General features: G+C 70.7%; 23 protein-coding genes. 19 read left to right on the top strand and 4 right to left on the bottom strand.

All coding sequences use genetic code 11. From position 1 onward, the window contains the following. The first annotated feature begins 22 nt into the window (after window positions 1–22). Window positions 23–343 carry a ferredoxin gene (gene fdxA / locus ACGGCP_RS05290; RefSeq protein WP_392961339.1) on the top strand — a complete coding sequence of 107 codons (321 nt, stop codon included), beginning with the start codon at window positions 23–25 and terminating at the stop codon, window positions 341–343. Window positions 344–348: 5 nt separating this feature from the next. Continuing rightward, window positions 349–1,464, top strand: coding sequence for a succinyldiaminopimelate transaminase (gene dapC / locus ACGGCP_RS05285; protein ID WP_392961337.1), 1,116 nt, complete (start codon window positions 349–351; stop codon window positions 1,462–1,464). Between the two features lie 83 nt (window positions 1,465–1,547). Here the strand turns inward: dapC and ACGGCP_RS05280 are convergent, their stop codons facing one another. After that, on the bottom strand, window positions 1,548–1,958 hold the full coding sequence (locus ACGGCP_RS05280; RefSeq protein WP_392961335.1) for a hypothetical protein: 411 nt from the start codon (window positions 1,956–1,958) through the stop codon (window positions 1,548–1,550). A 308-nt stretch (window positions 1,959–2,266) separates the two neighbouring features. Between ACGGCP_RS05280 and ACGGCP_RS05275 the strand changes: the two genes are divergently transcribed. After that, window positions 2,267–5,266 carry an ATP-binding protein gene (locus ACGGCP_RS05275; RefSeq protein WP_392961332.1) on the top strand — a complete coding sequence of 1,000 codons (3,000 nt, stop codon included), beginning with the start codon at window positions 2,267–2,269 and terminating at the stop codon, window positions 5,264–5,266. Window positions 5,267–5,327: 61 nt separating this feature from the next. Here ACGGCP_RS05275 and ACGGCP_RS05270 read toward each other — a convergent pair whose 3' ends face one another. The 3 genes from ACGGCP_RS05270 to ACGGCP_RS05260 all read right to left on the bottom strand — a co-directional run bounded on the left by ACGGCP_RS05270 (window position 5,328) and on the right by ACGGCP_RS05260 (window position 9,674). After that, window positions 5,328–6,185 (bottom strand): ABC transporter permease, encoded by an 858-nt coding sequence (locus ACGGCP_RS05270; protein ID WP_392961330.1) that lies wholly within the window; start codon window positions 6,183–6,185, stop codon window positions 5,328–5,330. 29 nt (window positions 6,186–6,214) lie between these two features. Continuing rightward, on the bottom strand, window positions 6,215–7,174 hold the full coding sequence (locus tag ACGGCP_RS05265) for an ATP-binding cassette domain-containing protein (protein WP_392961328.1): 960 nt from the start codon (window positions 7,172–7,174) through the stop codon (window positions 6,215–6,217). 97 nt (window positions 7,175–7,271) lie between these two features. Further along, entirely contained in the window at window positions 7,272–9,674 is a 2,403-nt protein-coding gene (locus ACGGCP_RS05260; protein WP_392961325.1) for an HAD-IC family P-type ATPase, read from the bottom strand. A 198-nt stretch (window positions 9,675–9,872) separates the two neighbouring features. Here ACGGCP_RS05260 and proS point away from each other — a divergent pair, with 198 nt between their 5' ends. The 16 genes from proS to ACGGCP_RS05180 all read left to right on the top strand — a co-directional run bounded on the left by proS (window position 9,873) and on the right by ACGGCP_RS05180 (window position 25,332). Further along, on the top strand, window positions 9,873–11,279 hold the full coding sequence (proS, locus tag ACGGCP_RS05255; RefSeq protein WP_392961322.1) for a proline--tRNA ligase: 1,407 nt from the start codon (window positions 9,873–9,875) through the stop codon (window positions 11,277–11,279). 161 nt (window positions 11,280–11,440) lie between these two features. After that, a complete protein-coding gene (gene rpsP, locus ACGGCP_RS05250) occupies window positions 11,441–11,926 on the top strand; it encodes a 30S ribosomal protein S16 (protein ID WP_392961319.1) in 486 nt (161 codons plus the stop codon). Continuing rightward, on the top strand, window positions 11,926–12,159 hold the full coding sequence (locus tag ACGGCP_RS05245) for an RNA-binding protein (RefSeq protein WP_344473217.1): 234 nt from the start codon (window positions 11,926–11,928) through the stop codon (window positions 12,157–12,159). The genes rpsP and ACGGCP_RS05245 overlap by 1 nt, the downstream gene beginning before the upstream one ends. A gap of 65 nt (window positions 12,160–12,224) precedes the next feature. Then, window positions 12,225–12,743: a ribosome maturation factor RimM gene (gene rimM, locus ACGGCP_RS05240; RefSeq protein WP_392961316.1), complete on the top strand. Its 519-nt coding sequence runs from the start codon at window positions 12,225–12,227 to the stop codon at window positions 12,741–12,743. After that, window positions 12,743–13,498, top strand: a complete 756-nt coding sequence (trmD, locus tag ACGGCP_RS05235) for a tRNA (guanosine(37)-N1)-methyltransferase TrmD (RefSeq protein ID WP_392961314.1) — start codon at window positions 12,743–12,745, stop codon at window positions 13,496–13,498. The genes rimM and trmD overlap by 1 nt, the downstream gene beginning before the upstream one ends. 102 nt (window positions 13,499–13,600) lie before the next feature. Next, complete coding sequence (gene rplS, locus ACGGCP_RS05230; RefSeq protein WP_392961311.1) at window positions 13,601–13,948, top strand: 50S ribosomal protein L19; 348 nt, start codon at window positions 13,601–13,603, stop codon at window positions 13,946–13,948. 79 nt (window positions 13,949–14,027) lie between these two features. Beyond that, window positions 14,028–15,209, top strand: coding sequence for a signal peptidase I (gene lepB, locus ACGGCP_RS05225; RefSeq protein ID WP_392961308.1), 1,182 nt, complete (start codon window positions 14,028–14,030; stop codon window positions 15,207–15,209). Continuing rightward, on the top strand, window positions 15,206–15,901 hold the full coding sequence (lepB, locus tag ACGGCP_RS05220; RefSeq protein ID WP_392961307.1) for a signal peptidase I: 696 nt from the start codon (window positions 15,206–15,208) through the stop codon (window positions 15,899–15,901). Before lepB (ACGGCP_RS05225) ends, lepB (ACGGCP_RS05220) begins: the two co-directional genes overlap by 4 nt. Before the next feature lie 4 nt (window positions 15,902–15,905). After that, window positions 15,906–16,556 (top strand): ribonuclease HII, encoded by a 651-nt coding sequence (locus tag ACGGCP_RS05215; RefSeq protein ID WP_392961304.1) that lies wholly within the window; start codon window positions 15,906–15,908, stop codon window positions 16,554–16,556. 110 nt (window positions 16,557–16,666) lie between these two features. Beyond that, window positions 16,667–16,969 carry a DUF2469 domain-containing protein gene (locus tag ACGGCP_RS05210; protein ID WP_106361934.1) on the top strand — a complete coding sequence of 101 codons (303 nt, stop codon included), beginning with the start codon at window positions 16,667–16,669 and terminating at the stop codon, window positions 16,967–16,969. A gap of 117 nt (window positions 16,970–17,086) precedes the next feature. Continuing rightward, window positions 17,087–18,565 carry a sensor histidine kinase gene (locus ACGGCP_RS05205; RefSeq protein ID WP_392961300.1) on the top strand — a complete coding sequence of 493 codons (1,479 nt, stop codon included), beginning with the start codon at window positions 17,087–17,089 and terminating at the stop codon, window positions 18,563–18,565. Window positions 18,566–18,649: 84 nt separating this feature from the next. Further along, on the top strand, window positions 18,650–20,050 hold the full coding sequence (locus ACGGCP_RS05200; protein WP_392961298.1) for a choice-of-anchor A family protein: 1,401 nt from the start codon (window positions 18,650–18,652) through the stop codon (window positions 20,048–20,050). Between the two features lie 65 nt (window positions 20,051–20,115). Beyond that, window positions 20,116–21,651, top strand: coding sequence for a PucR family transcriptional regulator (locus ACGGCP_RS05195; RefSeq protein ID WP_392961295.1), 1,536 nt, complete (start codon window positions 20,116–20,118; stop codon window positions 21,649–21,651). A 167-nt stretch (window positions 21,652–21,818) separates the two neighbouring features. Continuing rightward, window positions 21,819–23,120, top strand: coding sequence for an MFS transporter (locus ACGGCP_RS05190; protein WP_392961292.1), 1,302 nt, complete (start codon window positions 21,819–21,821; stop codon window positions 23,118–23,120). A gap of 311 nt (window positions 23,121–23,431) precedes the next feature. After that, complete coding sequence (locus tag ACGGCP_RS05185) at window positions 23,432–25,108, top strand: nitrite/sulfite reductase (RefSeq protein WP_392961290.1); 1,677 nt, start codon at window positions 23,432–23,434, stop codon at window positions 25,106–25,108. Further along, window positions 25,105–25,332, top strand: a complete 228-nt coding sequence (locus ACGGCP_RS05180) for a hypothetical protein (RefSeq protein ID WP_392961287.1) — start codon at window positions 25,105–25,107, stop codon at window positions 25,330–25,332. Before ACGGCP_RS05185 ends, ACGGCP_RS05180 begins: the two co-directional genes overlap by 4 nt. Window positions 25,333–25,349 lie beyond the last annotated feature (17 nt).

Raw genomic sequence — 25,349 nt, 5'->3', positions numbered from 1 at the left:
CGCGCTGTAGGAAGGACGACTCGTGACTTATGTAATCGCCGAGCCGTGCGTGGACGTTCTCGACAAGGCCTGCATCGAAGAGTGCCCGGTCGACTGCATCTACGAAGGCAACCGGATGCTCTACATCCACCCCGACGAGTGCGTCGACTGCGGTGCATGCGAGCCGGTGTGCCCGGTGGAGGCGATCTTCTACGAGGACGACGTCCCCGACGAGTGGGCCGGGTACACCAAGGCCAACGTCGACTTCTTCGACGACCTCGGCAGCCCCGGCGGGGCCTCCAAGGTCGGCAAGGTCGAGAAGGACGACCCGTTCGTGGCGGCGCAGCCCGCGAAAGAGGAGTAGCCGCGATGGCGCTGCGACGCCTGCACAGCGCCTCTCCGGCCAGGCGGCTGCCGCGCTTCCCGTGGGACCGCATGGCCCCCTACCAGGAGCGCGCGGCGGCCCACCCCGGCGGGCTCGTCGACCTCACGGTCGGCGCCCCCGTGGACGAGGTGCCCGCATCGATCCGGCAGGCGCTCGTCGACGCTTCTGCGCGGCCCGGTTACCCGACCGTGGCCGGTCCGAAGGCGCTCGGCGAGGCCATGCGGTCGTGGCTGCACCGGCACACGGGCGTGGCCGAGGACGTCGCGGTCCTCCCGACCGTGGGGTCCAAGGAGCTCGTCGCGAACCTGCCGCTCCAGCTGGGCATCGGCCCGGGCGAGGCCGTGGCCTACCCGGAGATCGCCTACCCGACGTACGAGATCGGCGCGATCCTGGCGAAGGCCGACGCGCTGCCGGTGGCCGACCCCCGCGACGCCGCGGGCTCGCGGCTGCGCCTGGCCTGGATCAACTACCCGACCAACCCGACCGGCGAGGTCGCCTCGGTCGAGCACCTGCGCGGCCTGGTCCGCTGGGCGCGCGACAGCGGCGTGGTCCTCGCCAGCGACGAGTGCTACCTGACGCTCGGCTGGGACGACGAGCGCCCGCCCGTCTCGGTCCTGGACCCGCGCGTCAACGACGGGGACCTCACCGGTCTCCTTGCGGCGCATTCGCTCTCGAAGCGCTCGAACCTCGCGGGGTACCGTTCGGCGTTCCTCGCCGGTGACCCGGAGCTCATCGCCGACCTGCTGGAGATCCGCCGCCACTCGGGCTTCATGGTCCCGTGGGCGGTCCAGCAGGCCACGATCGCGGCCCTGCACGACGAGTCGCACGCGATCGAGCAGCGCGCCCGCTACGCCGCACGCCGCGAGGTCCTGCGCAGCGCGGTCGAGGCGGCCGGGTTCCGCATCGACCACTCGACGGCGGGCCTGTACCTGTGGGCCACGCGCGACGAGGACTGCTGGGACACCGTGCGGTGGCTCGCCGACCGCGGCATCCTCGCCGCGGCGGGGGAGTTCTACGGCACCAAGGGGAACCGGCACGTCCGGCTGTCGCTGACCGCGACGGACGAGGCGATCGCCGACGCGGCGCAGCGGCTCAAGTAGCAGCGGTCGCAGCAACGCAGACACGGCGAAGGGCCCGCGGCTGGAGTCCGCGGGCCCTTTGACTTGTTCGCAGGAGGATCCGGCTACTGCTCCTTGGGCAGCGGCAGGTCCACGGGCAGGTCGATCGGCAGGCCGAGCGAGGTCAGCAGCTCCGTGCACGGCGTCAGGTCCGGCACCGCGGGCACCTGCTCGGCGGGCAGCGGGACCGGCGCGTCCCCGGCGGCGCCGATGACCGCCGACACGAGCGCGGCGACGCACTCGCCGAGCTGCGTGACCAGGTCGTCCGTCGCGGGCGGCTCGGCCCCGGGCACACCCGGAACCGGCACGTCGGGCAGCGGCACCGGCAGCTGCTCCGACTCGGCCTGGACCGTCTCGGTCTCGGCTGCGGTCGCGGCCGTCGCGCCGGTCATCAACATGACCGGGACGGCCGCACCGACGACGACCGCCTTCCAGATCTTCGTGGATTTCTTCTCGGTGGTGGTGGACTGTGCCATGTGGATCCTCCCGTGGATCTTCGGCTACCCCGGTGCGACGTGAGCCCTTACGTCTCGACTGTTCGTACGACACCGGGATGTCTACTTTCCGTAGCACTTTAGGTACTCACAGTGATCGTGTGGTCGTTTCATGGAAATCGCCTCATGTCGACCCTCCACAAGTACGCCGTCCAACAGACGCCACCAGTGCGAACTCCAGAACATGAGGTCTTTCGTCCGATAGTCGACAATCCACCGAGCGCCGGCGCCATCGGTCCTAGGACCAGAACCCGATGGCGGCTGTCGCACCCTTCGGCCACACTGGTCGGGTGACCTTCCTGATCGGCCGCGACCATCCGGCGGCGGCCCTCCGCTCGGCAGTCGAACGCACCGTGTCCAGCCACGGCGGGCTCGCCCTCGTCACCGGCGAGGCGGGCATCGGCAAGTCCACGCTCGTCACCGACGTCGCCGCCCGCTACCGCGACGACCTCACGGTCGCGTTCGCGACCTCGTGGGAGTCCGAGGCCGTCCCCGACCACTGGCTCTGGGTCCAGGTCCTCAGGTCCCTGCGCGCCCAGCTCGGCCCCGAGGCCTGGCAGGAGCTGCGCCCCGCCCCGGCCGTCGACGCCCTCCTCGGCCAGGGCGACGGCTCCGCGCCCGACCAGTTCGAGCTGTACGACGCCGTCACCCAGCTGCTCATCGCCGCGTCCCAGCGCGGCCCCGTCCTCGCCGTCCTCGACGACCTCCACTTCGCCGACCCCGGCAGCCTCGAACTGCTCAAGTTCGCCTCGCAGCACACCTGGTTCGAACGCCTCCTGTTCGTCGGCACCTACCGCGACTCCGAGATCGACCCCGGCCACCGCCTGCGCGCCCGCATGCTCCCGCTCGTCGCCAAAGCCACCATGATCAGTCTCGACGGGCTCGACGAGACCGGCGTCGCCGCGCTCATCCGCACCACCGTCGGCGACGCGCCCGACGCGGCCACGGTCGCCGAGATCACCCGCCGCACCGGCGGCAACCCGTTCTTCGTCGAGCAGACCGCGCAGCTGTGGGCCTCCGGGCAGCGCGTCGACGCCACCACCGCCGGGATGCGCGACGCGCTCCAGCGCCGCATCGAGCAGCTCCCCGAACCGCTCGTCAGGATGCTCACCCTCGCCTCGGTCGGCGGCCGCGAGTTCCACGCCGGGGTCATGGCCCAGGCCTCCGGGCTCGACCTGCACCGCATCGAAGGCGCGCTCGACGCCGCCTGCCAGACCCGGCTCGTGCGCCGCGAGGCCGACCGGTACGTGTTCGTCCACGACCTCGTGCGCGAGACCCTCTACGACACGATGTCGAACGAGGAGGCCGCCCACCACCACGGGTGCGTCGTGCGCGCCCTCGTCGCCGACGAGTCCCTGCAGAAGCTCATGCTCTCCACCGAGATCGCCCACCACGCGTGGCTCGCCGGAGACGACCTCGACCCCAAGACCGCCGTCGAGTTCCTCACCCGCGCCGCCAAGGAGTCCCAGAGCTGCCTCAGCGTCGAAGGCGCCGAACGCCACTGCCGCCGCGCGCTCGAACGCTGCACCCCCGACATGGTCCGCGAGAAGGTCCTCCTGCGCCTCGAACTCGCCGGGGCCGTGCTCTGGCGCAGCCGCGCCGACGCGAACAAGCGCGACGAAGGCCGCGCCCTCTACGACCAGGCCCTCTACGAGGCCGAGGACTCCGGCGACCCGATGCTCCTCGCCCGCGCCGCCGTCGAGGTCCCCCAAGACGCCCGCATCCCCGAGCTCGTGCGCGTCAAGACCCTCGCGTACACGAAACTCGCCGGGGAGGCCCCCGAACCCGGCCTCCCGCACGACGAGCTGACAAGGCGGCTGCTCTACGCGTACATGCTCGCCGCCCGCGCGGGCGGCTCCGACGAGGACCTCTCGTTCGGCCTGTGGGCCACCCACGCCGTCAACTGGGGCCCCGGCACCGCCGCCGAACGCCAGGCCATCGTCGAGGAGCTCGGCGAGCTCAGCCGCCGCACCGGCGACATGGAGATGCGCCTGTATGCGGCCTCGCTCGGCTGGGTCGTGCTCCTCGAACGCGGCGACCCCGCCTTCCTCGACCAGCTCGAACGCTTCTGCGCGCTCGCCGAGGCCAGCGACTCCGAACGCTGGCGCTCCGGCATCGACGTCGACCGGTCCGTGATCGACATGGTCCAGGGCCGCTTCGCGAGCGCCGAGGCGCACATCGCCGCAGCCGCCGACGCCGCCGGGGGCGACCCCATGTACCTCCACATGATCGAGCACCTCCGCTGGGAGCTGAGCATCGCGCGCGGGGACGTGCCCACGACGGTCTCGCGCGGCTGGGGCGAGGCCTTCGGCGCCTGGCACCCCGACCTGCTCGCCGGGCTCAGCGCCCTGCGCCGCGGCGACGTCGCGGGCGCGCGGGCGGTCAAGGCGCGCCTCGGCGACGGGCCCGCCCTCCGCAGCCCCTGGGAGTACCTGTGGATCCGCTTCCAGACCGAACTCGCCATCGCCGAAGACGACACCGACACCATTGCGCGCCTTCGTGAACGCCTCACCCCGGTCGAAGGCGAATGGCTCGTCGCCCTGTGGGGCACCAGCGTCCACGGCCCCGTCTCCCACTGGCTCGGGCTCCTAGCCTCAGCGGCCGGTGACGAGGACGCCGCCCGCGCCCACCTCGCACTCGCCGTCGAGCAGTCCGAGCGCCTCGGCGCCCGCCCCTGGGCCGACGCCGCCCGCGAAGCCGCCGCCGCACTCGAGACGCCCACGCCCGCAACCGAAACCGCCGGATCCGTGTTCCGCCGCGACGGCTCCACCTGGACCCTCCGCTACGACGGCCGCGGCGTCCACCTCCCGCACACCAAGGGCCTCGCCGACCTCCACCGGCTCCTGCGCCAGCCCGGCGTCGACGTCGCCGCAGTCGACCTCCTCGACCCCGAAGGCGGCGAAGCGGTCGCGGCCGACGCCCGGCTCGGCGGCGACGACGTCCTCGACGCCGAGGCCCGCGCCCGCTTCCGCGACCACCTCGAAACCCTCGACGAGCAGATCGACACCGCCGCCGCACTCGGCGACGACGCCCGCGCCGCCCGCCTCGACGCCGAACGCCAGGCCCTCATCGAGCAGCTCAAGGCCGCCACCGGGCTCGGCGGACGCTCCCGCCGCCTCGGCGACAACGCCGAACGCGCCCGCAAGAGCGTCACCAACCGCATCCGCAACACCCTCAAGAAGATCGAGGCCGCCCACCCCGCGCTGGCCGCCCACCTGCACGGCTCGGTCGCCACCGGCTCCGCCTGCGTCTACCGCCCCGGATCCGAAGCGCCCCAATGGGAGCTGTGAACGGCGAAGGGCCGGGCGGGAGACCCCGCCCGGCCCCTGCCGGGTGTTTCCAGTTGAAGCCCTACTTGCGGTTGTAGGCCCTGATCGTCAGGAACCCGAAGACCGCGATGAAACCTGCCGACCAGATGAAGGTCGTCATGATCGAGGTCGAGTCGACGTTCCCGTCGAACAGGCCCCGCACGCCGTCGACCAGCTGCGAGATCGGCGTGTTCTTCACGACCGGCTGCAGCCAGCCCGGCATCGTCGACGGGTCGACCATGATGTTGGACAGGAACGTCAGCGGGAACATGATCGACATCGAGATCGACATGACGGTCTTCTCCGACCGCGTGATCAGGCCCAGCCACGTCCACAGCCACGAGAACGCGAAGCTGAACAGCAGCAGCAGGCCCACGCCGAGGAGCACGCCCACCGCGCCGCCCTCGGGCCGGTAGCCCATGACCAGACCGGTGCCGAGCATGACCGCACCCGCTGCGGCGTAACGGAACACGTCCGCCAGCAGGTACCCGACCATCGGCGCGGCCCGCCAGATCGGCAGCGTCCGGAACCGGTCCGACACGCCCTTGTTGATGTCGATGTTCACGCTCATGCCCGTGTACATCGTGGTCATCACGATGCTCATCACCATGATGCCCGGCAGCAGGAACTGCAGGTAGTCGCCGGTGCCGCCCGCGATCGCGCCGCCGAACAGGTACGTGAACATCAGCAGCATCATGATCGGGAAGAGCAGCACGTCGAACAGCTGCTCCGGCACGTGCTTGATCTTCAGCATCGAGCGCCAGGCGAACGCCCGCGCCGAGGTGAACGCGCTCGGCGCCGCCGGGCGCTCCCCGGTCGCCAGCAGGCGGCGCAGGTGCTCCCTCTCGACCGGCGCCGGAGCGTCGACATCGGACTTCGTAGTGGAGTGAGTGACGGTCATTGCGGTTTCCTTCCTAAAGTCCGTAGGGGCTAAGCGCCGACTTTGTCGGTGAGGGCGAGGAACACCTCGTCCAGGCTCGGCTGCCCGAGCGAGAAGTCGTCCACGAGGATCCCGGCGCGCGCCAGCTCCCCGAGGGCGTGCGAGCCCTGCTCGGCGGTGTCCTCGCCGGGAGCCAGGCGCGCGGTGAGCGCGACCGGGTCGTCGTCCAGCGCGACCTCCCCGCGCAGCGCCTCGGTGAGCACCTTCTGGGCGTGCTCGCGCTGGTCGGCGTGGTGCAGCCGCACCCGGATCGAGCCCGCGCCCACCGAGGACTTGAGCTGGCCGGGCGTGCCCTCGGCGATGACCTTGCCGGTGTCGATGACCGCGATGCGGCTCGCCAGCTGGTCCGCCTCCTCCAGGTACTGGGTCGTCAGGAGCACCGTGGTGCCCTCGCCGACGATCGTGCGGACCACGTCCCACACCTGGTTGCGGCTGCGCGGGTCCAGGCCCGTCGTCGGCTCGTCCAGGAAGAGGAGCTTCGGGGTCACGATGATCGACGCGGCGATGTCGAGCCGCCGCCGCATGCCGCCGGAGTAGGCCTTCACCTGCTTGGAACCGGCAGCGGTCAGGCCGAACGCCTCCAAGAGGTCCGCCGCGCGCTCCCGCGAGGCGGGCTTGGTGTACCCGTACAGCCGCGACAGCAGGATCAGGTTCTCGATCCCGGTCAGGTCCTCGTCCAGCGACGCGTACTGGCCCGTCAGGCTCACCTGCGACCGCACCGAGGCGGCGTCAGTGATGAGGTCGCGGCCGAATACCGTGGCGTTCCCCGCGTCAGGACGCAGCAGGGTGGCCAGCATCCGGACAGTGGTGGTCTTCCCGGCCCCGTTCGGGCCGAGCACGCCGTACACCGTGCCCGCCGGGACCTCCAGGTCCACGCCGTCGACGGCCTTGACGTCCTTGAAGTGCTTGACGAGCCCTTCGGCCCGGATCGCGAGTTCGCGCTGCGACATTTCCGCCTCCTGGTTTCGCTAGTTGCTCTCAACCAGGAGGCGCTACGGACACGCCACGGCCCCCGCTACATCCGGTGTAGCGGGGGCCGGGCGATTGCTAGTCCTTGAGGTGCTTGGGGCGCACGACCAGCCAGAACAGCAGCGCCGCGACACCCGAGCCGACGCCGATCGCCGCCGCCGTGGTGTTCCACACGCCCGGCAGCTCCAGCTCGTAGAACTCGGCGAACGGCGGGACCGCGAGCACCGTCACGAACGCCAGCGCGCAGCCGCCCACCAGGACCGCCTTCCACCACACGTACGGGCGCGCCACGATCGCCAGCGCCGCCAGCGCCAGGCAGAACAGCGTGATCGCCGCCGTCGTCTGCGGCAGCTGCGAATCGGTGCCGTCGTGCGCCAGCGACATCAGGTAGACGATGAAGGTCGGCACGGCGCAGCAGATCCCGGCCGGGATCGCGAACTTGAGCACGCGCTTCACGAAGTTCGGCTTGGCCCGCTCGAACGTGGGCGCGAGCGCCAGGAAGAACGCCGGGAGCCCGATCGTGAACAGGTTGATGAGCGACTGGTGGATCGGCAGGAACGGGTACGGCAGCGGGTCGTTGCCGAGCATCCACGCCGAGATCGCGCCGATCGCGATGAACAGCGCGAGCGAGATCGCGTAGACGGTCTTGGTGAGGAACAGGTTCGAGACGCGGCCGATGTTGCCGAGCACGCGGCGGCCCTCGTCGACGACGTGCGGGAGGGTCGCGAACTCGTCGTCGAGGAGCACGACCTGCGCGACCGACCGCGCGGCGGCCGAACCCGAGCCCATGGCGATGCCGAGGTCGGCGTCCTTGAGCGCGAGCACGTCGTTGACGCCGTCGCCGGTCATCGCGACGGTGTGCCCGCGCGACTGGAGGGCTTTCACGAACGCCTGCTTCTGGTGCGGCTTGACGCGGCCGAAGATCGTGGCCCGCTCGAGCAGGTCCGCGAGCTCCTCGGGGTCCTCGGGGAGGCGGCGCGCGTCGACGGTGTCCGCCGCGCCCTCGACGCCGAGCTGGGCCGCGACCGCGCCGACGGCGGCGGGGGAGTCGCCGGAGATGATCTTGACCTTGACGCCCTGCTCCTTGAAGTAGGCGAGGGTCGCGGCGGCGGTCTCGCGCAGGCGCTGGCGCAGGACCACGAGGGCCTGGGCCTTCACGCCCGAGACGCCGCCGGTGGTCGAGGCGGACTCGGCGGTGACGAGCGCGAGCACGCGCATGCCCTGGGCGGCGAGCATGTCCGCTTCGAGGGCGACGGGGTCGCCGTGCTCGAGGAGGATGTCGGGCGCGCCGAGGAGCCAGGTGCCGTTGTCGGTGAAGCGGGTGCCGGACCACTTGCGGGCCGAGGAGAACGGCATGACGTCGATGACGCGCCAGTTCGGGTCGGCGGTCCCCTGCTCCTTGAGGTGTTCGGCGACGGCCTGCATGGTCGGGTTGGGGCTGTCGTCGGCGGCGGCGAGGGCGGCGAGCGCGGCGTGGACGCCGTCGCCGTCGGTGCCGTCGATGGGCCGGATCTCGTCGACGTCCATGCCGCCCTCGGTGAGGGTGCCGGTCTTGTCGAGGCAGAGCACGTCGGTGCGGGCGAGGCCTTCGATGGCGGGCAGTTCCTGGACGAGGACGTGGCGGGTGCCGAGGCGGATGACGCCGACGGCGAACGCGACGGAGGTGAGGAGCACGAGGCCCTCGGGGATCATCGGCACGATCCCGGCGACGGTGCGCACGATGATCTCGCGCCAGTTGGCGGCGTCGGCGAGCTGGCTGATGATGAGCAGGATCGCGATCGGGACGATGAGCCAGTTGATGAGCTTGATGAAGCGGTTGATGCCCTCGCGCAGTTCGGAGCGGGCCAGCGTGAACTTGCTGGCCTCCTCGACGAGCTTGGCGGCGTAGGAGTCCGCGCCGATCTGCTCGGCCCGGAAGAGCCCGGTCCCGGCGACGGCGAAGGACCCGGAGCGCACTTCGTCGCCGGGGGCCTTGGCGACGGGGTCGGCCTCGCCGGTGAGCAGCGACTCGTCGATCTCGAGGTTGCGGGACTCGACGACGGGGCCGTCCACGACGATGCGGTCGCCCGGTTCGACGTAGACGAGGTCGTCGCGGACGATCCTGGCGGGGTCGATCTCCTGGACCTCGCCGTCGCGCAGGACCTTCGCGTTGGAGCGGTTCATCAGCGAGAGCTTGTCGAGGGTGCGCTTGGCGCGCAGCTCCTGGATCGTGCCGATGGCGATGTTGGCGATGATGACGCCCGCGAAGAGGCCCTGCTTGAGGCCTTCGAAGAAGCCTTCCTCTACGGCGGTGAAGCCGATCGCGATCGCCGCGAGCACGCCGATGACGGCGTTGAGCGGTGTGAAGAAGTTGGCGCGGAGGATCGCGGAGAGCGGTCGACTGGTGTGGCGCTTGGCCTCGTTGACGGCTCCGGCCTCGACGCGTTCGGCCACCTCGGCGGCCGTCAGGCCGCGGTCACCTGCCAGCATGGGTGTTGTCACGACGACAGCTTATGCGACAGGTGCCGTCCTGCCTCGGCGACGCTTGCGAGCCGAGCATGAGCTCAGTACCCGCCGAAGGCGTGCCGAAGGACCGAGGTCGCCGTTTTGCCTATCGGTCATCCAGCCGAGGAGACGCGGCCCCCATGCGGCCTTATCCGATTGCGGCTCCTACGGGCGCGACCACTAGAATCGCTGATTATGGCCAATGTACTCACACCGCAGGGCGAGGACTTCCCTCGCTGGTACCAGGACGTCATCACCAAGGCCCAGCTGGCCGAGAACGGCCCGGCGAAGGGGTCGCAGGTGATCCGACCGACCGGTTTCGCCCTGTGGGAGCGCATGGTCGCCGAGCTCGACGACCGCATCAAGGAGACCGGCACGGAGAACGCGTCGTTCCCCCTGCTGATCCCCGAGTCGTACTTCACGCGCGAGGCCGACCACGTCGAGGGCTTCGCCCCCGAGCTGTGGATGGTCACGCACGGCGGCGGCAAGGAGCTCGAGGAGAAGCTGGCGATCCGGCCCACCTCCGAGACCGTCATCGGCGAGTACATGGCGAAGTGGGTCAACTCGTACCGCGACCTGCCCCTGCTGCTCAACCAGTGGTGCAACGTCATGCGCTACGAGCTGCGCACCCGTCTGTTCCTGCGCTCCTCGGAGTTCCTGTGGCAGGAGGGGCACACCGTCCACGAGTCCTATGAGGACGCGCACGCGTTCACGCTGCGCATCCTCCACGAGGTCTACGCCGACTTCATGGAGAATGTGCTGGCGCTGCCGGTGCTGCGCGGCATCAAGACCGAGACCCAGCGTTTCGCCGGGGCCCTGAACACCTTCGCGGTCGAGTCCCTCATGCGCGACGGCAAGGCCCTGCAGATGGGCACCTCGCACGAGCTGGGCCAGAAGTTCGCGAAGGCCTTCGACATCCAGTTCCAGGGCAAGGACGGCAAGCAGGCCCACGGCTGGACGACCTCCTGGGGCGTTTCGACCCGCATGATCGGCGGCCTCATCATGGGCCACGGCGACGACGCGGGCCTGCGCGTGCCGCCGAAGCTCGCCCCCGTCCAGGCCCTCGTCATGGTCGTCAAGGACACCGACGAGGTCCAGACCGCCGCGCGCAAGGTCTACGAGGAGCTCAAGGCCGACGGCGTGCGCGTCAAGCTCGACGACCGCGGGGACGTGGCCTTCGGCCGCCGCGCCGTGGACGCCGAGCTCAAGGGCTACCCCGTGCGCATCGAGATCGGCCCCCGCGACCTCAAGAACGGCGAGGCGACCATCGCCAGCCGCGTCGAGGGCACGAAGCAGACCGTCCCGCTCGGGATGCTCGCCGAGGCCGTCGCCGCCGCCCTCCAGGGCGCCCAGGACCAGCTGTGGGACGAGGCCGTGGCCTTCCGCGAGTCGCACACCGTCGACGTGACCACGGTCGAGGCCGCGGTCGAGGCCGCCCAGGCCGGTTACGCCCGCATCCCGTGGGACGCGTGCGGCGTCGAGGGCGAGGCGAAGGCCGCCGAGTCCGCGGTGTTCGTGCGCGTGCTCCAGCGCGAGGACGGCTCGGTGCCGGACTCCCTGGATGAACCCGGTCTCATCGCCTACCTCGCCCGGCAGTACTAGGCACCTGGTGCGCTAGACTCGGTCGCTGTACATGAGCTTTGGGACGGAAGCCCTCTCAACTACCGTGACGCAAGGCCAAGTTTCAGCGCTAACGAAATCCGGAGTAATTCCCCTGGACGTCGTGCGCGCTAACGTGATCCTTACTACAGGAGTAACAAAACGTGGCAGTTAAGATTCGCCTCACGCGAATGGGGAAGATCCGTACTCCCCAGTACCGTATCGTCATCGCCGACTCGCGCGTCAAGCGCGACGGCAAGGTGATCGAGAACGTCGGGATCTACCACCCGAAGGAGAACCCGTCCCGGATCGAGGTCAAGTCCGACCGCATCCAGCACTGGCTCTCGGTGGGCGCCCAGCCGTCCGACACCGTCAAGGCCATCCTCCGCAAGACCGGCGACTGGCAGCAGTTCAAGGGCCTCCCGGCCCCGGCGCCGCTGAAGACCGCCGAGCCGAAGCAGGAGAAGGAATCCCTGTACGTGGCCGCCCTCAAGGAGTCGGGCATCGACCCCTCGAAGGCCTACGTCTCGGAGGAGGCCGCCAAGGCCGCGCCGAAGTCCAAGAAGTCCGCCGCCAAGGCCGACGAATCGGCTAAGACTGAAGAGGTCGAGGCCGCTGCCGACGAGGCCTCTGAGACCAAAGGGGAGTAATCGTGCTGCGACCGGCGCTTGAACACCTTGTCAAAGGCATCGTCGACAATCCTGACGACGTCCGCGTCCGTCTGGTCGACTCCCGTCGCGGCAAGCGGCTCGAGGTCCGGGTCAACCCGGAAGACCTCGGGACCGTGATCGGCCGCGGGGGACGCACCGTGAACGCACTGCGCCAGGTCATCGGCTCGATCGGCGGCAAAGGCATCCGTGTCGAGGTCGTCGATTCCTACTGAGTCTTATCGAACGGCCCCGGGGTTTCCCTCGGGGCCGTTCGGCTGTTTTTAAAGGGGTTTCTCTCGTGTCACAAGTGGTGGTCGGCCGGATCGTGCGCCCGCACGGGCTTCGCGGCGAAGTCGTCGTCGAGGTCCGCACCGACGATCCCGAACTGCGCTTCCAGCCCGGCGTCGAATACCAGACCAAAGGCGGCCAGCTCAAGGGCGCGCCGCTGAAGGCCGCCACCGTGCGCTGGCACCAGGGCCGCCCGATGATCGGCTTCGAGGGCCACGCCGACCGCAACGCCTCCGAGCTGCTGCGCGGCGTCGTGCTCAGCGTCGAGGTCGAAGAGGAAGAGCTCGTCGCCGAAGAGGACGAGGTCCACGACACCCTGCTCATCGGCCTCACCGTGGTCGACAAGGAGGCAGGGGAGGTCGGCACCGTTAGCCGCGTCGACCACGGCGCCGCCTACGAGACCCTCGTCGTCAAGCGCAAGGGCCAGACCCCCGCGCTCATCCCGTTCGTCGCCGACATGGTCCTCGAAGTCGACCTCGAAGCCGGCCGGATCGACGTCGACCTGCCGCCGGGCCTCCTGGAGCTGTAGTGAAGATCGACGTCGTCACCGTCTTCCCCGAGTACCTCCAGCCGCTCGACCTCTCGCTCATCGGGCGCGCCCGCGAGCGCGGGATGCTCGACCTCAACGTCCACGACCTGCGCCGCTGGACCCACGACGTGCACCACTCGGTGGACGGCGCCCCTGCCGGGGGCGGGGCCGGGATGGTCATGAAGCCGCAGCCGTGGGGCGAGTGCTTCGACGAGCTCATCCCGGGGGAGGCGACGCCGCGCCTGCTCGTCACGAGCCCGGCCGGTCGCCCCTTCACCCAGGCCATGGCGCACGAGCTGGCCGCCGAGCCGTGGCTCATGTTCGCCTGCGGCCGTTACGAGGGCATCGACCAGCGCGTCGTCGACTACGCGGCCGACCGCATGGAGGTCACCGAGGTCTCCATCGGCGACTACGTGCTCTTCGGCGGCGAGGTCGCGGTGCTCGCGATCATCGAGGCCGTCACGCGGCTCGTGCCCGGCGTCCTCGGCAACGCCGCGTCGCTCGACGACGAGTCCCACAACGACGGGGTCCTCGAGGCCCCCGCGTACACCAGGCCCGCCGAATGGCGCGGCCACGAGATCCCGCCCGTGCTCCTCTCGGGGGACCACGCCAAGGTCGACCGCTGGCGGCGTGACCAGGCACTCCTGCGCACGCTTCGGGCCCGCCCCGATTTGCTGGAGCGGCTCGACCCGGGTAGCCTCGACAAACGTGACCGGCTCCTCCTCGAAGGGGCCGGGTTCCAGCCGCCCTCGTGAGGTGTGGCAGAGTAAGCAGGTTCCCGTGACGTGCCGTTCGTTCAAGCGGTACCTCTCCCGGTAGAACTTCTGAGCAATATCAAACCGATGAGGTCGAAACCAATGAACATTCTGGATGAGCTGAACGCCGCCTCCATGCGCGCCGACGTGCCGGACTTCCGTCCCGGCGACACCGTCAAGGTGAACGTCCGAGTCCAGGAAGGCGCCCGGTCCCGTGTCCAGGTGTTCCAGGGCGTCGTCATCCGCCGCCACGGCGCGGGCCTCGGCGAGACCTTCACGGTCCGCAAGCTGAGCTACGGCATCGGCGTCGAGCGCACCTTCCCGGTGCACGGCCCCATGGTCGACTCCATCGAGATCGCCATGCGAGGCAAGGTCCGCCGCGCGAAGCTGTACTACCTGCGCGACCGCAAGGGCAAGGCCGCCAAGATCAAGGAGAAGCGCGAACTCTAAGTCGCGTCACAAGTTTCGGAGAACCCCGGGCCTCGCCCGGGGTTTTTCGCTGTCCACCGATTTCGGATACCCTCAGCACATGAGTCCTGGTACCCCCGGCGGGGCGAAGGGCCCCCGCCGCATCGGCTGGGACCGCCTCCCCGGTCCCGAAGGGCCGGACGCTCCGCCACCCGCCCCCGCGCGCCGTCCCGGCCCCGTCGCCGGCACCGGTGCCGGCGGCACCGACGCCACCCACCGCCTCCGCGACCCCGACGCGACCCGCACCTTCCGCCGCCCCGAGGGCCCCACGGGCGGCCAGGACCGCGTCGCGGCCGAACGCGACCGCGTCGAGCGGTCGACGGCCGACCACGACCAGGTCGCCGTCGATCCCCCGAAGCGCAAGGGCGCCAAGGGAACCGAGAGCCGCCTCTCGCAGCCGCACAAACGCCAGTACCTGTCGCTGTGGGTCGAGCTGCCGCTGCTGCTCGTCATCGCGTTCTCCGCGGCCGTGCTGCTGCGCACCTTCGCCGTGCAGCCCTTCTACATCCCCTCCGGGTCGATGGAGCAGACCCTCCAGGAGGGCGACAAGGTCCTCGTCCTCAAGCTCACCAACACGCTGCGCACCCCGCAGCGCGGCGAGGTCGTGGTCTTCCGCGGCACCGACTCCTGGGACCCCGAGTACCGGCCCGCCGACGGCGACGACGGCGCGTTCTCGGCCTTCACCACCGGCGTCCTCGACCTCATCGGCCTCGCGAAACCCGACGAGAAGGACTTCATCAAACGGGTGATCGCCGTCGGCGGCGACACCGTCTCCTGCTGCGACGCGGACGGCAACGTCGTGGTCAACGGCGTGTCCCTCCACGAGGAGGCGTACGTCTACGAGAACTCCCCGCTCGAGATCGAACCCGGCGTGTGCGGCGCGCGGCGCTTCGAGGAGCTCACCGTGCCCGAAGGCGAGGTGTGGGTCATGGGCGACCACCGCGGCGACTCCTCCGACTCCCGGTGCTCCGGCACCGTGCCCGTGGAGAACATCATCGGCCGCGCGATCGCCCTCGTCTGGCCCACCGACAGGGCGCGCGAACTGGAGATCCCCGCCGCCTTCGACGCCCTCGACGGCACCGGAGGGACCACCGCCCCCGAAGGCGACCAGTCCGCCTCGGGCACCGTGGCGGACGGCGTCCCCGCAGCCTGGAATACCGCCTGGCAGCAGCCGCCTTCCTTGCCCGGCACGGTGATGCTGACACCTGGGTCCGGAGCGCGAGCGCGTAGACTCGGACCGTGATCGATGAAGGGCAAGCGCCCGGCGCTGACGGTGAGAGCGTCGAGGAGACCTCCAAAGAAACGCAGCCGAAGAAGAAGGGATCGTTCTGGAAGGAACTGCCGATCCTGCTCGGCGTCGCCATCCTCGTGGCGATCGTGGTGCGGACCTGGGTCGTCCAGACCTATTACATCCCCTCAGGCTCGATGGAGAACACCCTCCTGATCAACGACCGGGTGCTCGTCAACAAGCTCGTCTACGACTTCTCCGAACCCGAGCGCGGCGAGATCATCGTCTTCACCGCGCCCGAGTCCTGGCGGTCGGTCATGGAGGAGGATGAGTTCATCAAGCGCGTGATCGCCGTGGGCGGCGACCACATCGTCGCCGACGAGGAAGGCAACATCACCGTCAACGGCGAACCGCTCGACGAAGAGTCGTACCTGTACACGAACCCGCTGACCGGGGAGCAGGACAAGTCCTCGCAGGACCCGTTCGACGTAGTCGTGCCGGAGGGCCGCCTGTGGGTCATGGGCGACCACCGCTCGGCCTCGGGCGACTCGCGGGAGCGCTACGTGCGCACCGGCGGCGACGTCGAGTCCTCGACGATCCCGGTCGACGCGGTCATCGGCAAGGCCTTCGTGCTGTTCTGGCCGGTCGACGACTTCAACTGGTTCAAGATCCCCGAGACCTACGACGACGTCCCGGCGCCGTCCTGAGCCCATGCTCCGTCCCGTCCCTTCCCGCATCAGGCGCGACAGCGACCTGTACGCGCTGGAGGCCGCGCTGTACCGGCGGGGCCTCGGCCCGGTGGCCGGGGCGGACGAGGCGGGGCGCGGGGCCTGCGCGGGCCCGCTGGTCGTAGCGGCGGTGCAGTTGCCGCCGAGCGCCAGGCTCGAGGAGCTGAACGACTCGAAGCTCCTCACCGAGGCCGCCCGCGAGCGGGTCTTCGAGCGGCTGCGCCGCTCGCAGGCCGCCATCAGCGTGGTCGCGTACGGGCCCGACGAGATCGACCGGCGCGGCATCGCCGTCTGCAACCTCGAAGGCATGCGCGTCGCCGTGGCGCGCCTGCCCGAGCGGCCCGGCTACGTGCTCACCGACGGCTTCCCGGTGCCGGGCCTGCCCGGCAGCCTCGGCGTGGTCAAAGGCGACCGCACGGCCGCGTGCGTCGCGGCCGCCGGGGTGGTCGCCAAGGTCACGCGGGACCGGATCATGACCGACCTCGACCGCGAGCATCCCGAATACGGCTTCGCCGTCCACAAGGGCTACAGCACGGCCTCGCACGAAGCCGCCCTGGAGCGGTTCGGTCCGTGCGAGATTCATCGCAAGTCGTACGCGAACGTCGCCGCGCGCGCCGCCGCCGCCCGGGTTTGAGCGGGTTTGGCGACCCCGCCCAGGGTGAAACCCGGACACCAAGGGCAAGCCACTGACGAGCCGGGGCACCCGCGCACTATCGTGGGAACCGTCGTTGAGAAGGAGGAGCGTTGAGCGCCGAGGACCTCGAGAAGTACGAGACCGACATGGAGCTGCAGCTGTACCGGGAGTACCGGGACATCGTGCGGCAGTTCACCTACGTCGTCGAGACCGAGCGGCGGTTCTACCTGGCCAACGCCGTCGAAGTCAACGTGCGGGGAGCCGACGCGGAGACCTACTTCGAGGTCGAGATGAGCGACGCGTGGGTCTGGGACATGTACCGCCCGGCCCGCTTCGTCAAGCACGTGCGGGTCCTGACCTTCAAGGACGTCAACGTCGAAGAGCTCGACAAGCCCGACATGACGCTGCCGTAACGCCCTGATCCTCGGCCCCGCCTTCCACGGCGGGGCTTTTTGCTTCCTGCCGTGACCTGCGCCGGTACGCGTTCGAGGACGAGGTCGCGGGCACCTGCCGCCGCTAGTATTGGCCACGTGTCCACACTCCGCGACGTCATCAGCGCCCACACCGACCTGACCTCGAACTCCGCGGCGCACCTGCAGCGGCTCGTGGCCGAATGGCAGCTCCTCGCCGACCTCTCCTTCGCCGACTTCCTCCTCTGGGGCGCCGTCAAGGACCACCCGGGCCGGTACGTCTGCCTCGCGCAGGTCCGGCCGACCACCGGCCCGACCGCCTACGAGGAGGACCAGGTCGGCCGCATCCTCGAAGGCGAGGACGCCCAGCACCTGCACGTCGCGTTCACCGAGGGCCGCATCTTCCGCGAGGGCGACCCGGTCTGGCGCGGCGACGTCGCCGCCCGCCACGAGGCCATCCCGGTGCGCCGCCGCGACCGCCGCGAAGTCATCGCCGTGGCCGCCCGCGACACCAACCTCTCGGACACGCGCAGCCCCTCCCACCTGGAGCTGAACTACCTCAAGACCGCCGACTACCTGGTGCAGATGCTCACCGACGGCGGCTTCCCGCCGCCGCTCCTGCCCGGCGAGCCGACGACCGCGCCGCGCATCGGCGACGGCCTGGTCCGCATCGGCTCCGACGGGCTCGTCCGCTACGCCTCGCCAAACGCGCTCTCCGCGTACCGCCGCATGGGCGTCACGGGGCACCTGCGCGACCGCGACCTCGCCGAGCTCACCCGCAGCCTGCCGTCGAGCTCCGACGTCGGCGCCGACGCGGCCCGCCGCATCGCCGACGCCCTCGCCGGAGGCACCCCGCGCCGCAAGGAGATCGAGTCGAAGGGCGCGATCGTGCTCATGCGCGCGCTGCCGCTGCGCCCAGGCGGCAAGGCCGCCGGCGCGCTCGTGCTCGTCCGCGACATCACCGAGGTCCGCCGCCTCGACCGCGAGCTCGTGACCAAGGACGCGACGATCCGCGAGATCCACCACCGCGTCAAGAACAACCTCCAGACCGTGGCCGCGCTGCTGCGCCTCCAGGCCCGCCGCGTCGGCTCCCCGCAGGCCCGCCAGTCCCTCGAGGAGTCCGTGCGCCGCGTCTCCTCGATCGCGCTCGTCCACGAGACCCTGTCGCAGTCCGGCGACGAGTCGGTCGGCTTCGACCAGATCGTCGACCGCGTGGCCTCCATGGCCGTCGAGGTCTCCGTCGCCGAGTCGAAGGTGACGCTCCGCCGCGAGGGCACCTTCGGGGTCCTGCCCAGCGAGTACGCGACGCCGCTGGTCATGGTCGTCAACGAGCTCATCCAGAACGCGGTCGAGCACGCCTACCCGCCCGGCCAGGACGGCGAGGTCGTCATCGGCGTCGAACGCGACGGCGACCACCTCCGCGTCACCGTCTCCGACCACGGCAAGGGCCTCCCCGAGGGCTTCCGCATCGCCGACTCGACCCGCCTGGGCCTGCAGATCGTGCACACCCTCGTCACCGGCGAGCTGCGCGGCACGATCGACATGCGCCCCCGCCCCGAAGGCGGCACCGAAGCCGTCGTCGATTTCGCACTCCAGTAGGCGCCTGCCTCGTTTCTGCGCAGGTCCGGCCCCGGAACCTGCTACAACGGTCCCAATACTGTCTGCTGTGGACCGGAGGACGACATGTCCGCGACCCGACCCGTCGCCCTGCGAGCGGCCGTGGCCGCCGCGGCGGCCCTCGTCGCGGGTGTCGCCTGCGCCATCTGGCTCCCCGGGGCCGTCGCGGCGCCGCTCCCCGACGGGCTCGGCCCGTGCGCCGGACCCGACTGCCCTGACGAGTACCCCGACGACAACCACAACAGCGACGTCCTCGGGTACGACGACGGCATCAACGTCTTCGTCGGCGGCGACTTCACCGTCACCGGGACCGCCGCCGAATCCGAGGGCCGCAACGTCGTCCTCGGCGACTTCACCCAGGCCAAGACCGGCGGCAGCGAGGTCTACAACGTCGGCATCGCCGGGGTCGGCTCCCGAGTCCCGCCGCCCGACGGCTCCGACTACCTCGAGGTCGGCGGCGACCTCACGGTCGCGTCCGGCCAGCGCCTCCTCGCAGCGGAGGGCACCCACTCCGGCGTCGTCCGCGTCGCCGGGACCGCGACCGGCACGGTCGACCCCGCAGCGGTCACCGACACCGCGGCCGTGGACTCCTATGCGGGCCTTCGCGACCAGCTCTCCGAAGCCAGCCACTGCTACGCCTACCCCGAGGACGGCGTCCGCCGCACTACCACCGGCACCGTCGAGGACCTCGGGTACGAGTCCGTCCTCACCGGAGACGGGACCTCCGCGCTCCAGGTCTTCGCCGTCGACGCCGACCTCGTCAACGCCACCGGCGGCATGCAGACGGTCCGCTTCGCGGGCATCCCCGACGGCGCCACGGTCCTCGTCAACCTCTATGGGGACACCCGCACCCTGAACCTCAACTCCGGACCCCAGTCCGAGTACCGCCAACGCACACTGTGGAACTTCCCGGACGCCGCCGAGGTGAACCTGCGCGGTACCACGCAGTTCCAGGGCTCGGTCCTCGCGGGGGAGCAGTCGGGCACCACCGAGGTCACGATGTCCGGCGTCGACGGCCGCATGTTCCTCACGGGGAACCTCGTCCACGGCTCCAGCAGCCAGGACGGGTCCGGGCAGGAGCTCCACTCCTACCCGTTCGACGGCGACCTCCCCGAGTGCGAATCGGACGACCCGACCAGCAGCTTCCGGCCCCCGGACCCGGACGACATCACCACTGACGCGCCGACGACGGACGGTCCCACGACCGACGGTCCCACGACGGACGGCCCGACCACCGATGGCGAGACCACCGACGGTCCCACGACGGACGGCCCCACCGCGGACGGCCCGACCACCGGCGGACCGAGCGGCTCCGCTGCCGCGAGCACGCCCGCGGCGCATGCGGGCGTCGGCGGCCTCGCCGTCACTGGCGCCCGCTACGCGCTCCCGATCGGCGTCGGCGCCGCGCTCGCCGCACTCGGGTCCATCGCCGCCTTGGCGGCGTCCCGCCGGACCGCCGAGGAGTGACCCGGCGCCCGCCGGAACGCGAGGGCCGCTTGTACGGGGCCGGGGCCTGCAATAACATCGGAGGCATGTCCCGACCGATCCGCCTCGACGACGTGCTCGCCGCCTTCGGCGACCAGCTCGTTCGCACCGTCGTGTTGCCCGCGGGCGGCCCGGCCGCGATCACCGGGGTGGCGCTGCTCGAACCCGGCGACACGCCCGAGCCCGGCCAGCTCGTGCTGGTCGTCGGCGCCCGCGGCGGCAAGGCCCTCACGATGGCCGAGGACGCCGCCCGCGCCGGAGCGGCCGCGCTCGTCGTCAAGGGCGGACCGGTCCCTGAGCAGGGCGAGGTCCCGCTCGCGATCGTCCATATCGATGCCCGCGCCCGCTGGGACCAGGTCGAGATGCTCGCCCGCACCGCGATCGAAGGGGCCTGGACCGACGACGCCTCCGTGACGGGCCTCCCGGCCCTCGCCGAGACCGTCGCGACCCTCGTCGGCGGCCTCGTGTCGATTGAGGATGCCGCGCACCAGGTCGTCGCCTACTCGCACACGGGCGACGACGCCGACGCGGTGCGCCGCCAGACGATCATGGGCCGCCGCTGCCCCGAGCCCTACCGCGACCACCTGCGCACCTGGGGCGTGTACCGGAAGCTCTGGCCCCCAGAGGAAGCCGTCGCGATCCCGGCCGATCCCGCGATCGGCGCCAACGAGCGCCTCGCGATCGGCATCCAGGCCGGGAACCGCCCGCTCGGCTCCATCTGGGTCCAGCGCACCGACCGGCCCTTCAGCGCCGACGCCGCCGAAGTGCTCCGAGGAGCGAGCCGCCTCGCGGCGCTCCGCATGGCCGGCCCGGGCGGTCAGGCCCGGCCCGCCGCGGCCCCGCAGCGGCTCGCGGCCGTCCCGCAGGACTTCACGTACGGCCTGCTCACCGGCCGCGTCGACTCCGCGCTGCTCGCCCGCCACCTCGGCCTCGACGCCGACACGGCGATGACCGTTGCCGCCGTCGACCTCCACGACCCCGGGACCGACGCCGCCGCGAAGGAGCTGCGCCGCACGCAGGCCCTCGACGTCGCCGCGGTCTACGCCGCCGCCTACCGCCACGACGTGTACCTCACCGAAGCGTGCGGCCTCGTCTACCTCATGGTCCCGGGCCCGGGCGACGGCGTCGAGGACTGGCTCGGCGGCCTTGTCGCGACCCTGCGCGCCAGCCTCGGCACCCCCGCGAAAGCCGCCGTCGCCGACCGTGTCGCCAAGATCGCCGAGATCCCCGCCGCGAAGGAGCAGGCCTACCAGATCCTGCTGCTCGGCTTGGGCGCCCCGGTCGTCTCGATCGGCGACGTCCGCTCGAAACTCCAGCTGCGCAAGGCCCTCGACGCGGTCGCCGCCGTGCCGGAGCTCCGCGGGTCGGCCGTCGCGGCCCTCAGCCCTGAGCTCGCGAAGTCGCTGCGGGCCTACCTCGACGCGTTCGGCGACGTCGCCGTCGCCGCCGCCGCGCTCCACGTCCACCCCAACACGCTCCGCTACCGGCTCAAGCGCATCCGTGAACTCGCCGGGATCGACCTCGACGACCCCGACGAACGGCTCCTCGCGACCCTCCAGCTGCGTCTCGCCGACCACGGCTGATCGCCGTTTGTCGCCGCGGACAATCCCGTCCGCCGCGATTTTGCCTTCTCGACAACCGCCACCCCGTGATCGCGCTCATAAGCTCGCCCTACCTCGACCGGCCCGGGCGGCGCCCTCCGCCGGACGAGGCGCCCGCCCGACCCCTCGGAACCGCGACAGGACCAGCAATGAGCACGATGAACGCCGCCGCAGCGGCACCGCCCCAGGACATGCGCAGGATCGCCACCGCCAGCTTCATCGGCACCGCGATCGAGTTCTACGACTACTACATCTACGGGACCGCCGCCGCGCTCGTCCTCAACGAGCTGTTCTTTCCGTCCCTCTCCCCGCTCGCCGGGACCCTCGCCGCCTTGAGCACCTTCGCGGTCGGCTTCGTCGCCCGCCCGCTCGGCGCGATCCTCTTCGGCCACTTCGGCGACCGCATCGGACGCAAGGCCACCCTCATCGTCTCACTGCTGCTCATGGGCCTGTCGACCGCGTTCATCGGCCTCCTGCCGACCTACGACACGATCGGCGTCGCCGCGCCGGTAATCCTCGTCATCCTGCGCGTCTGCCAGGGCATCGGCCTCGGCGGCGAATGGGGCGGCGCGGCGCTGCTCTCGACCGAGCACGCCCCCGCGAACCGCCGCGGCCTCTACGCCGCCGCCCCGCAGATGGGCTCCCCGGTCGGCTACTTCGTCGCCACCTGTGTGTTCTGGGCCCTTTCGGCCTGGCTCCCCGAGGAGGCCTTCGCGTCATGGGGCTGGCGCGTGCCGTTCCTGCTCTCGTTCGCCCTCGTCGTCGTAGGCCTCCTCATCCGCCTCAAGGTCGCCGAGACGCCCGCGTTCGCCGCGCACATGGCCAAGGCCGAGTCCAACCAGGTGCCGCTGTGGACCGTGATCCGCCGGCACCCCAAGGAACTGCTGCTCGGCGCTGGTTCGATCCTCGTCGTCTACATCATGTTCTACACGGCCGCGACCTACTGCCTGACGTACACCACGACGACCCTCGGCATCCCGCGCAACACCATGCTCGGCCTGACCCTCATCGCCGTCGTCGTCCTCGGCGTGAGCACGTTCCTCGTCGCCCGCATGTCCGACAGGCACGGCCGCAAGAAGCTCATCATCGCGGGCGCCGTCTGGGGCATCATCTGGAGCTTCGCGCTCTTCCCGCTCCTGGAGACGAAGAACCTGGCGCTCATCGCGCTCGCCCTCTCCGGCGCGCTCCTGGCGATGGGCATCATCTACGGCCCCATCGGTGCGTTCCTCCCCGAGCTGTTCCCCACGAAGGTCCGCTATTCGGGCGCGGGCCTGGCCTACAACCTCGGCGGCCTCCTCGGCGGCGGCATCACGCCGCTCGTCGTCGCCCAGATCGCCGAGACCTCCGGCACCGCCGGCGTCGGCTGGCTGCTCGGCGGGATCTCCGTCGTGAACCTCCTGTGCATCCTCGCCCTCCCCGAGACCCGACACCGCGATCTCGAGCAGGTCTAGCCCGCCCCTCTGCGAGGCGGTCGCGGCCGCGTCCCTGTGCCGCGACCGCCTCCCCGCAACTCCATCCGCGCCGCTGCTCGGCGAACCGACGCCCCGCTCACCCCGATGTGAGCGGGGCGTCCATGCAGCGGGACGACAGATGCCGTCCGCTGAGATGTGTGGCATGCTTGCAGGCATGTCTCGCGCACATGGGCTCCGACTGGTGGCACGCCGCCATGTCGACTTCTGCCGTGTGTTCAGCGCCGCCTGTCTGATGCGCGCTTAATTCTTTCCGGCTGTCCGCCGTAGAACCACGCCACACCTGTGTCCGCATGAGGAGAACTGTGCCAACGCCAACGCGCAAACCGTCCCGCCCGAAGGGCCAAGGCCAGTGGGCCATGGGCCACCGGGAGCCGCTCAACAAGAACGAGCAGTCCAAGAAGGACGACAACCCGCTCAACGTGCGGCAGCGCATCGAGGGTGTCTACGCCCACCGCGGCTTCGACTCGATCGACCCGGCCGACCTGCGCGGACGCTTCCGCTGGTGGGGCCTGTACACCCAGCGCAAGCCCGGCATCGCGGGCGGCAAGACCGGCGTCCTCGAAGAGGAGGAGCTGGACGACAAGTACTTCATGATGCGCGTGCGCATGGACGGCGGCCAGCTCGACCTGGCGCAGCTGCGCACCATCGCCGGGATCTCCAAGGAGTTCGGGCGCGACACCGCCGACGTCACCGACCGCGAGAACGTCCAGTACCACTGGATCCGCGTCGAGGACGTCCCGGAGATCTGGCGCCGCCTCGAGGCCGTCGGCCTCGACACCCAGGAGGCCTGCGGCGACTGCCCGCGCGTCATCCTCGGCTCCCCGGTCGCGGGCGTCTCGACCGAAGAGGTCATCGACGCCACCCCGCAGATCCAGGAGATCTACGACCGCTTCATCGGCGACCGCAGCCTCTCCAACCTGCCGCGCAAGTTCAAGTCGACGATCGGCTGGCTGCCCGACAGCCCGTACGAGACCAACGACATCTCGCTCATCGGCGCGCACCACCCCGAGCACGGCCCCGGCTTCGACCTGTACGTCGGCGGCGGCCTCTCGACCAACCCGATGTTCGCCCCGCGCCTGGGCGTCTGGGTCTCCCAGGACGACATCGTCGACGTGTGGGTCAACGTGGTCCGCATCTTCCGCGACTGGGGCTACCGCCGCCTGCGCACCCGCGCTCGCCTGAAGTTCCTCGTCAAGGACTGGGGCGCCGAGAAGTTCCGCGAAGTCCTCGAGTCCGACGCGTACCTCGGCCGCAAGCTCCCCGACCTGGAGCAGCCGCCGGTCCCGGAGAAGCTCCTCGACCACATCGGCGTCCACAAGCAGAACGACGGCAACTACTACATCGGCGTCGCCCCGGTCGCCGGCCGCGTCTCCGGCACGATCCTCGACCAGCTCGCGGACATCGCCGAGAAGTACGGCTCCGACCGCGTCCGCGCCACCCCGCTGCAGAAGCTGCTCGTCCTCGACATCCCCGAGGACAAGATCAGCGACGCCGTGGAGGACCTGCGCGCGATCGGCCTCGAGGCCGAACCGTCCCAGTGGCGGCGCAACACCATGGCCTGCACCGGCATCCAGTTCTGCAAGCTCGCCATCGTCGACACCAAGGACCGCGCCCGCGACCTCGTCGCCGAGCTCGAGAAGCGCGTCCCCGAGCTCGACGTGCCGATCTCCATCCACGTCAACGGCTGCCCCAACGCCTGCGCCCGCACCCAGACCGGCGACATCGGCCTCAAGGGCCAGCTCGTCACGAACGAGGACGGCGAGCAGGTCGAGGGCTTCCAGGTCCACCTCGGCGGCGGGCACGCCGCCGCGGCGAGCCTGGGACGCAAGTCCCGCGGCCTCAAGGTCGCCTCGGCCGACCTCGGCGACTATGTGGAACGCCTCACGCGGCGCTACCTGGTCGCCAGGTCGGAAGGGGAGACCTTCGCGCAGTGGGTCCACCGCGCCGAGGAATCGGAATTGCAGTGAGCGGCCGCGTCGTTCCCTACTACTGCCCCTACTGCGGCGAGGAAGACCTCACGCCGTACGAGCCACCGAGCGACAGCGAGCCAGGAGCGCGGTCCGACAGCGACGTCGGGATCCGAGGCGCCTGGCACTGCGCGGACTGCACCCGCGTCTTCGCCGTCAAATACCACGGGATGGAGGCCGCGACCACCTACGCGGCCCCGCCCACGGGCCCTCGGCCCGAATAGAAGTACCCCCGATCGGA

Source organism: Glycomyces sp. NPDC048151, from assembly GCF_043202775.1.
GTDB lineage: Bacteria > Actinomycetota > Actinomycetes > Mycobacteriales > Micromonosporaceae > Glycomyces.
The sequence above is the reverse complement of the archived record's forward strand: the minus strand, read 5'-3'. Positions and strand labels throughout refer to the sequence as shown.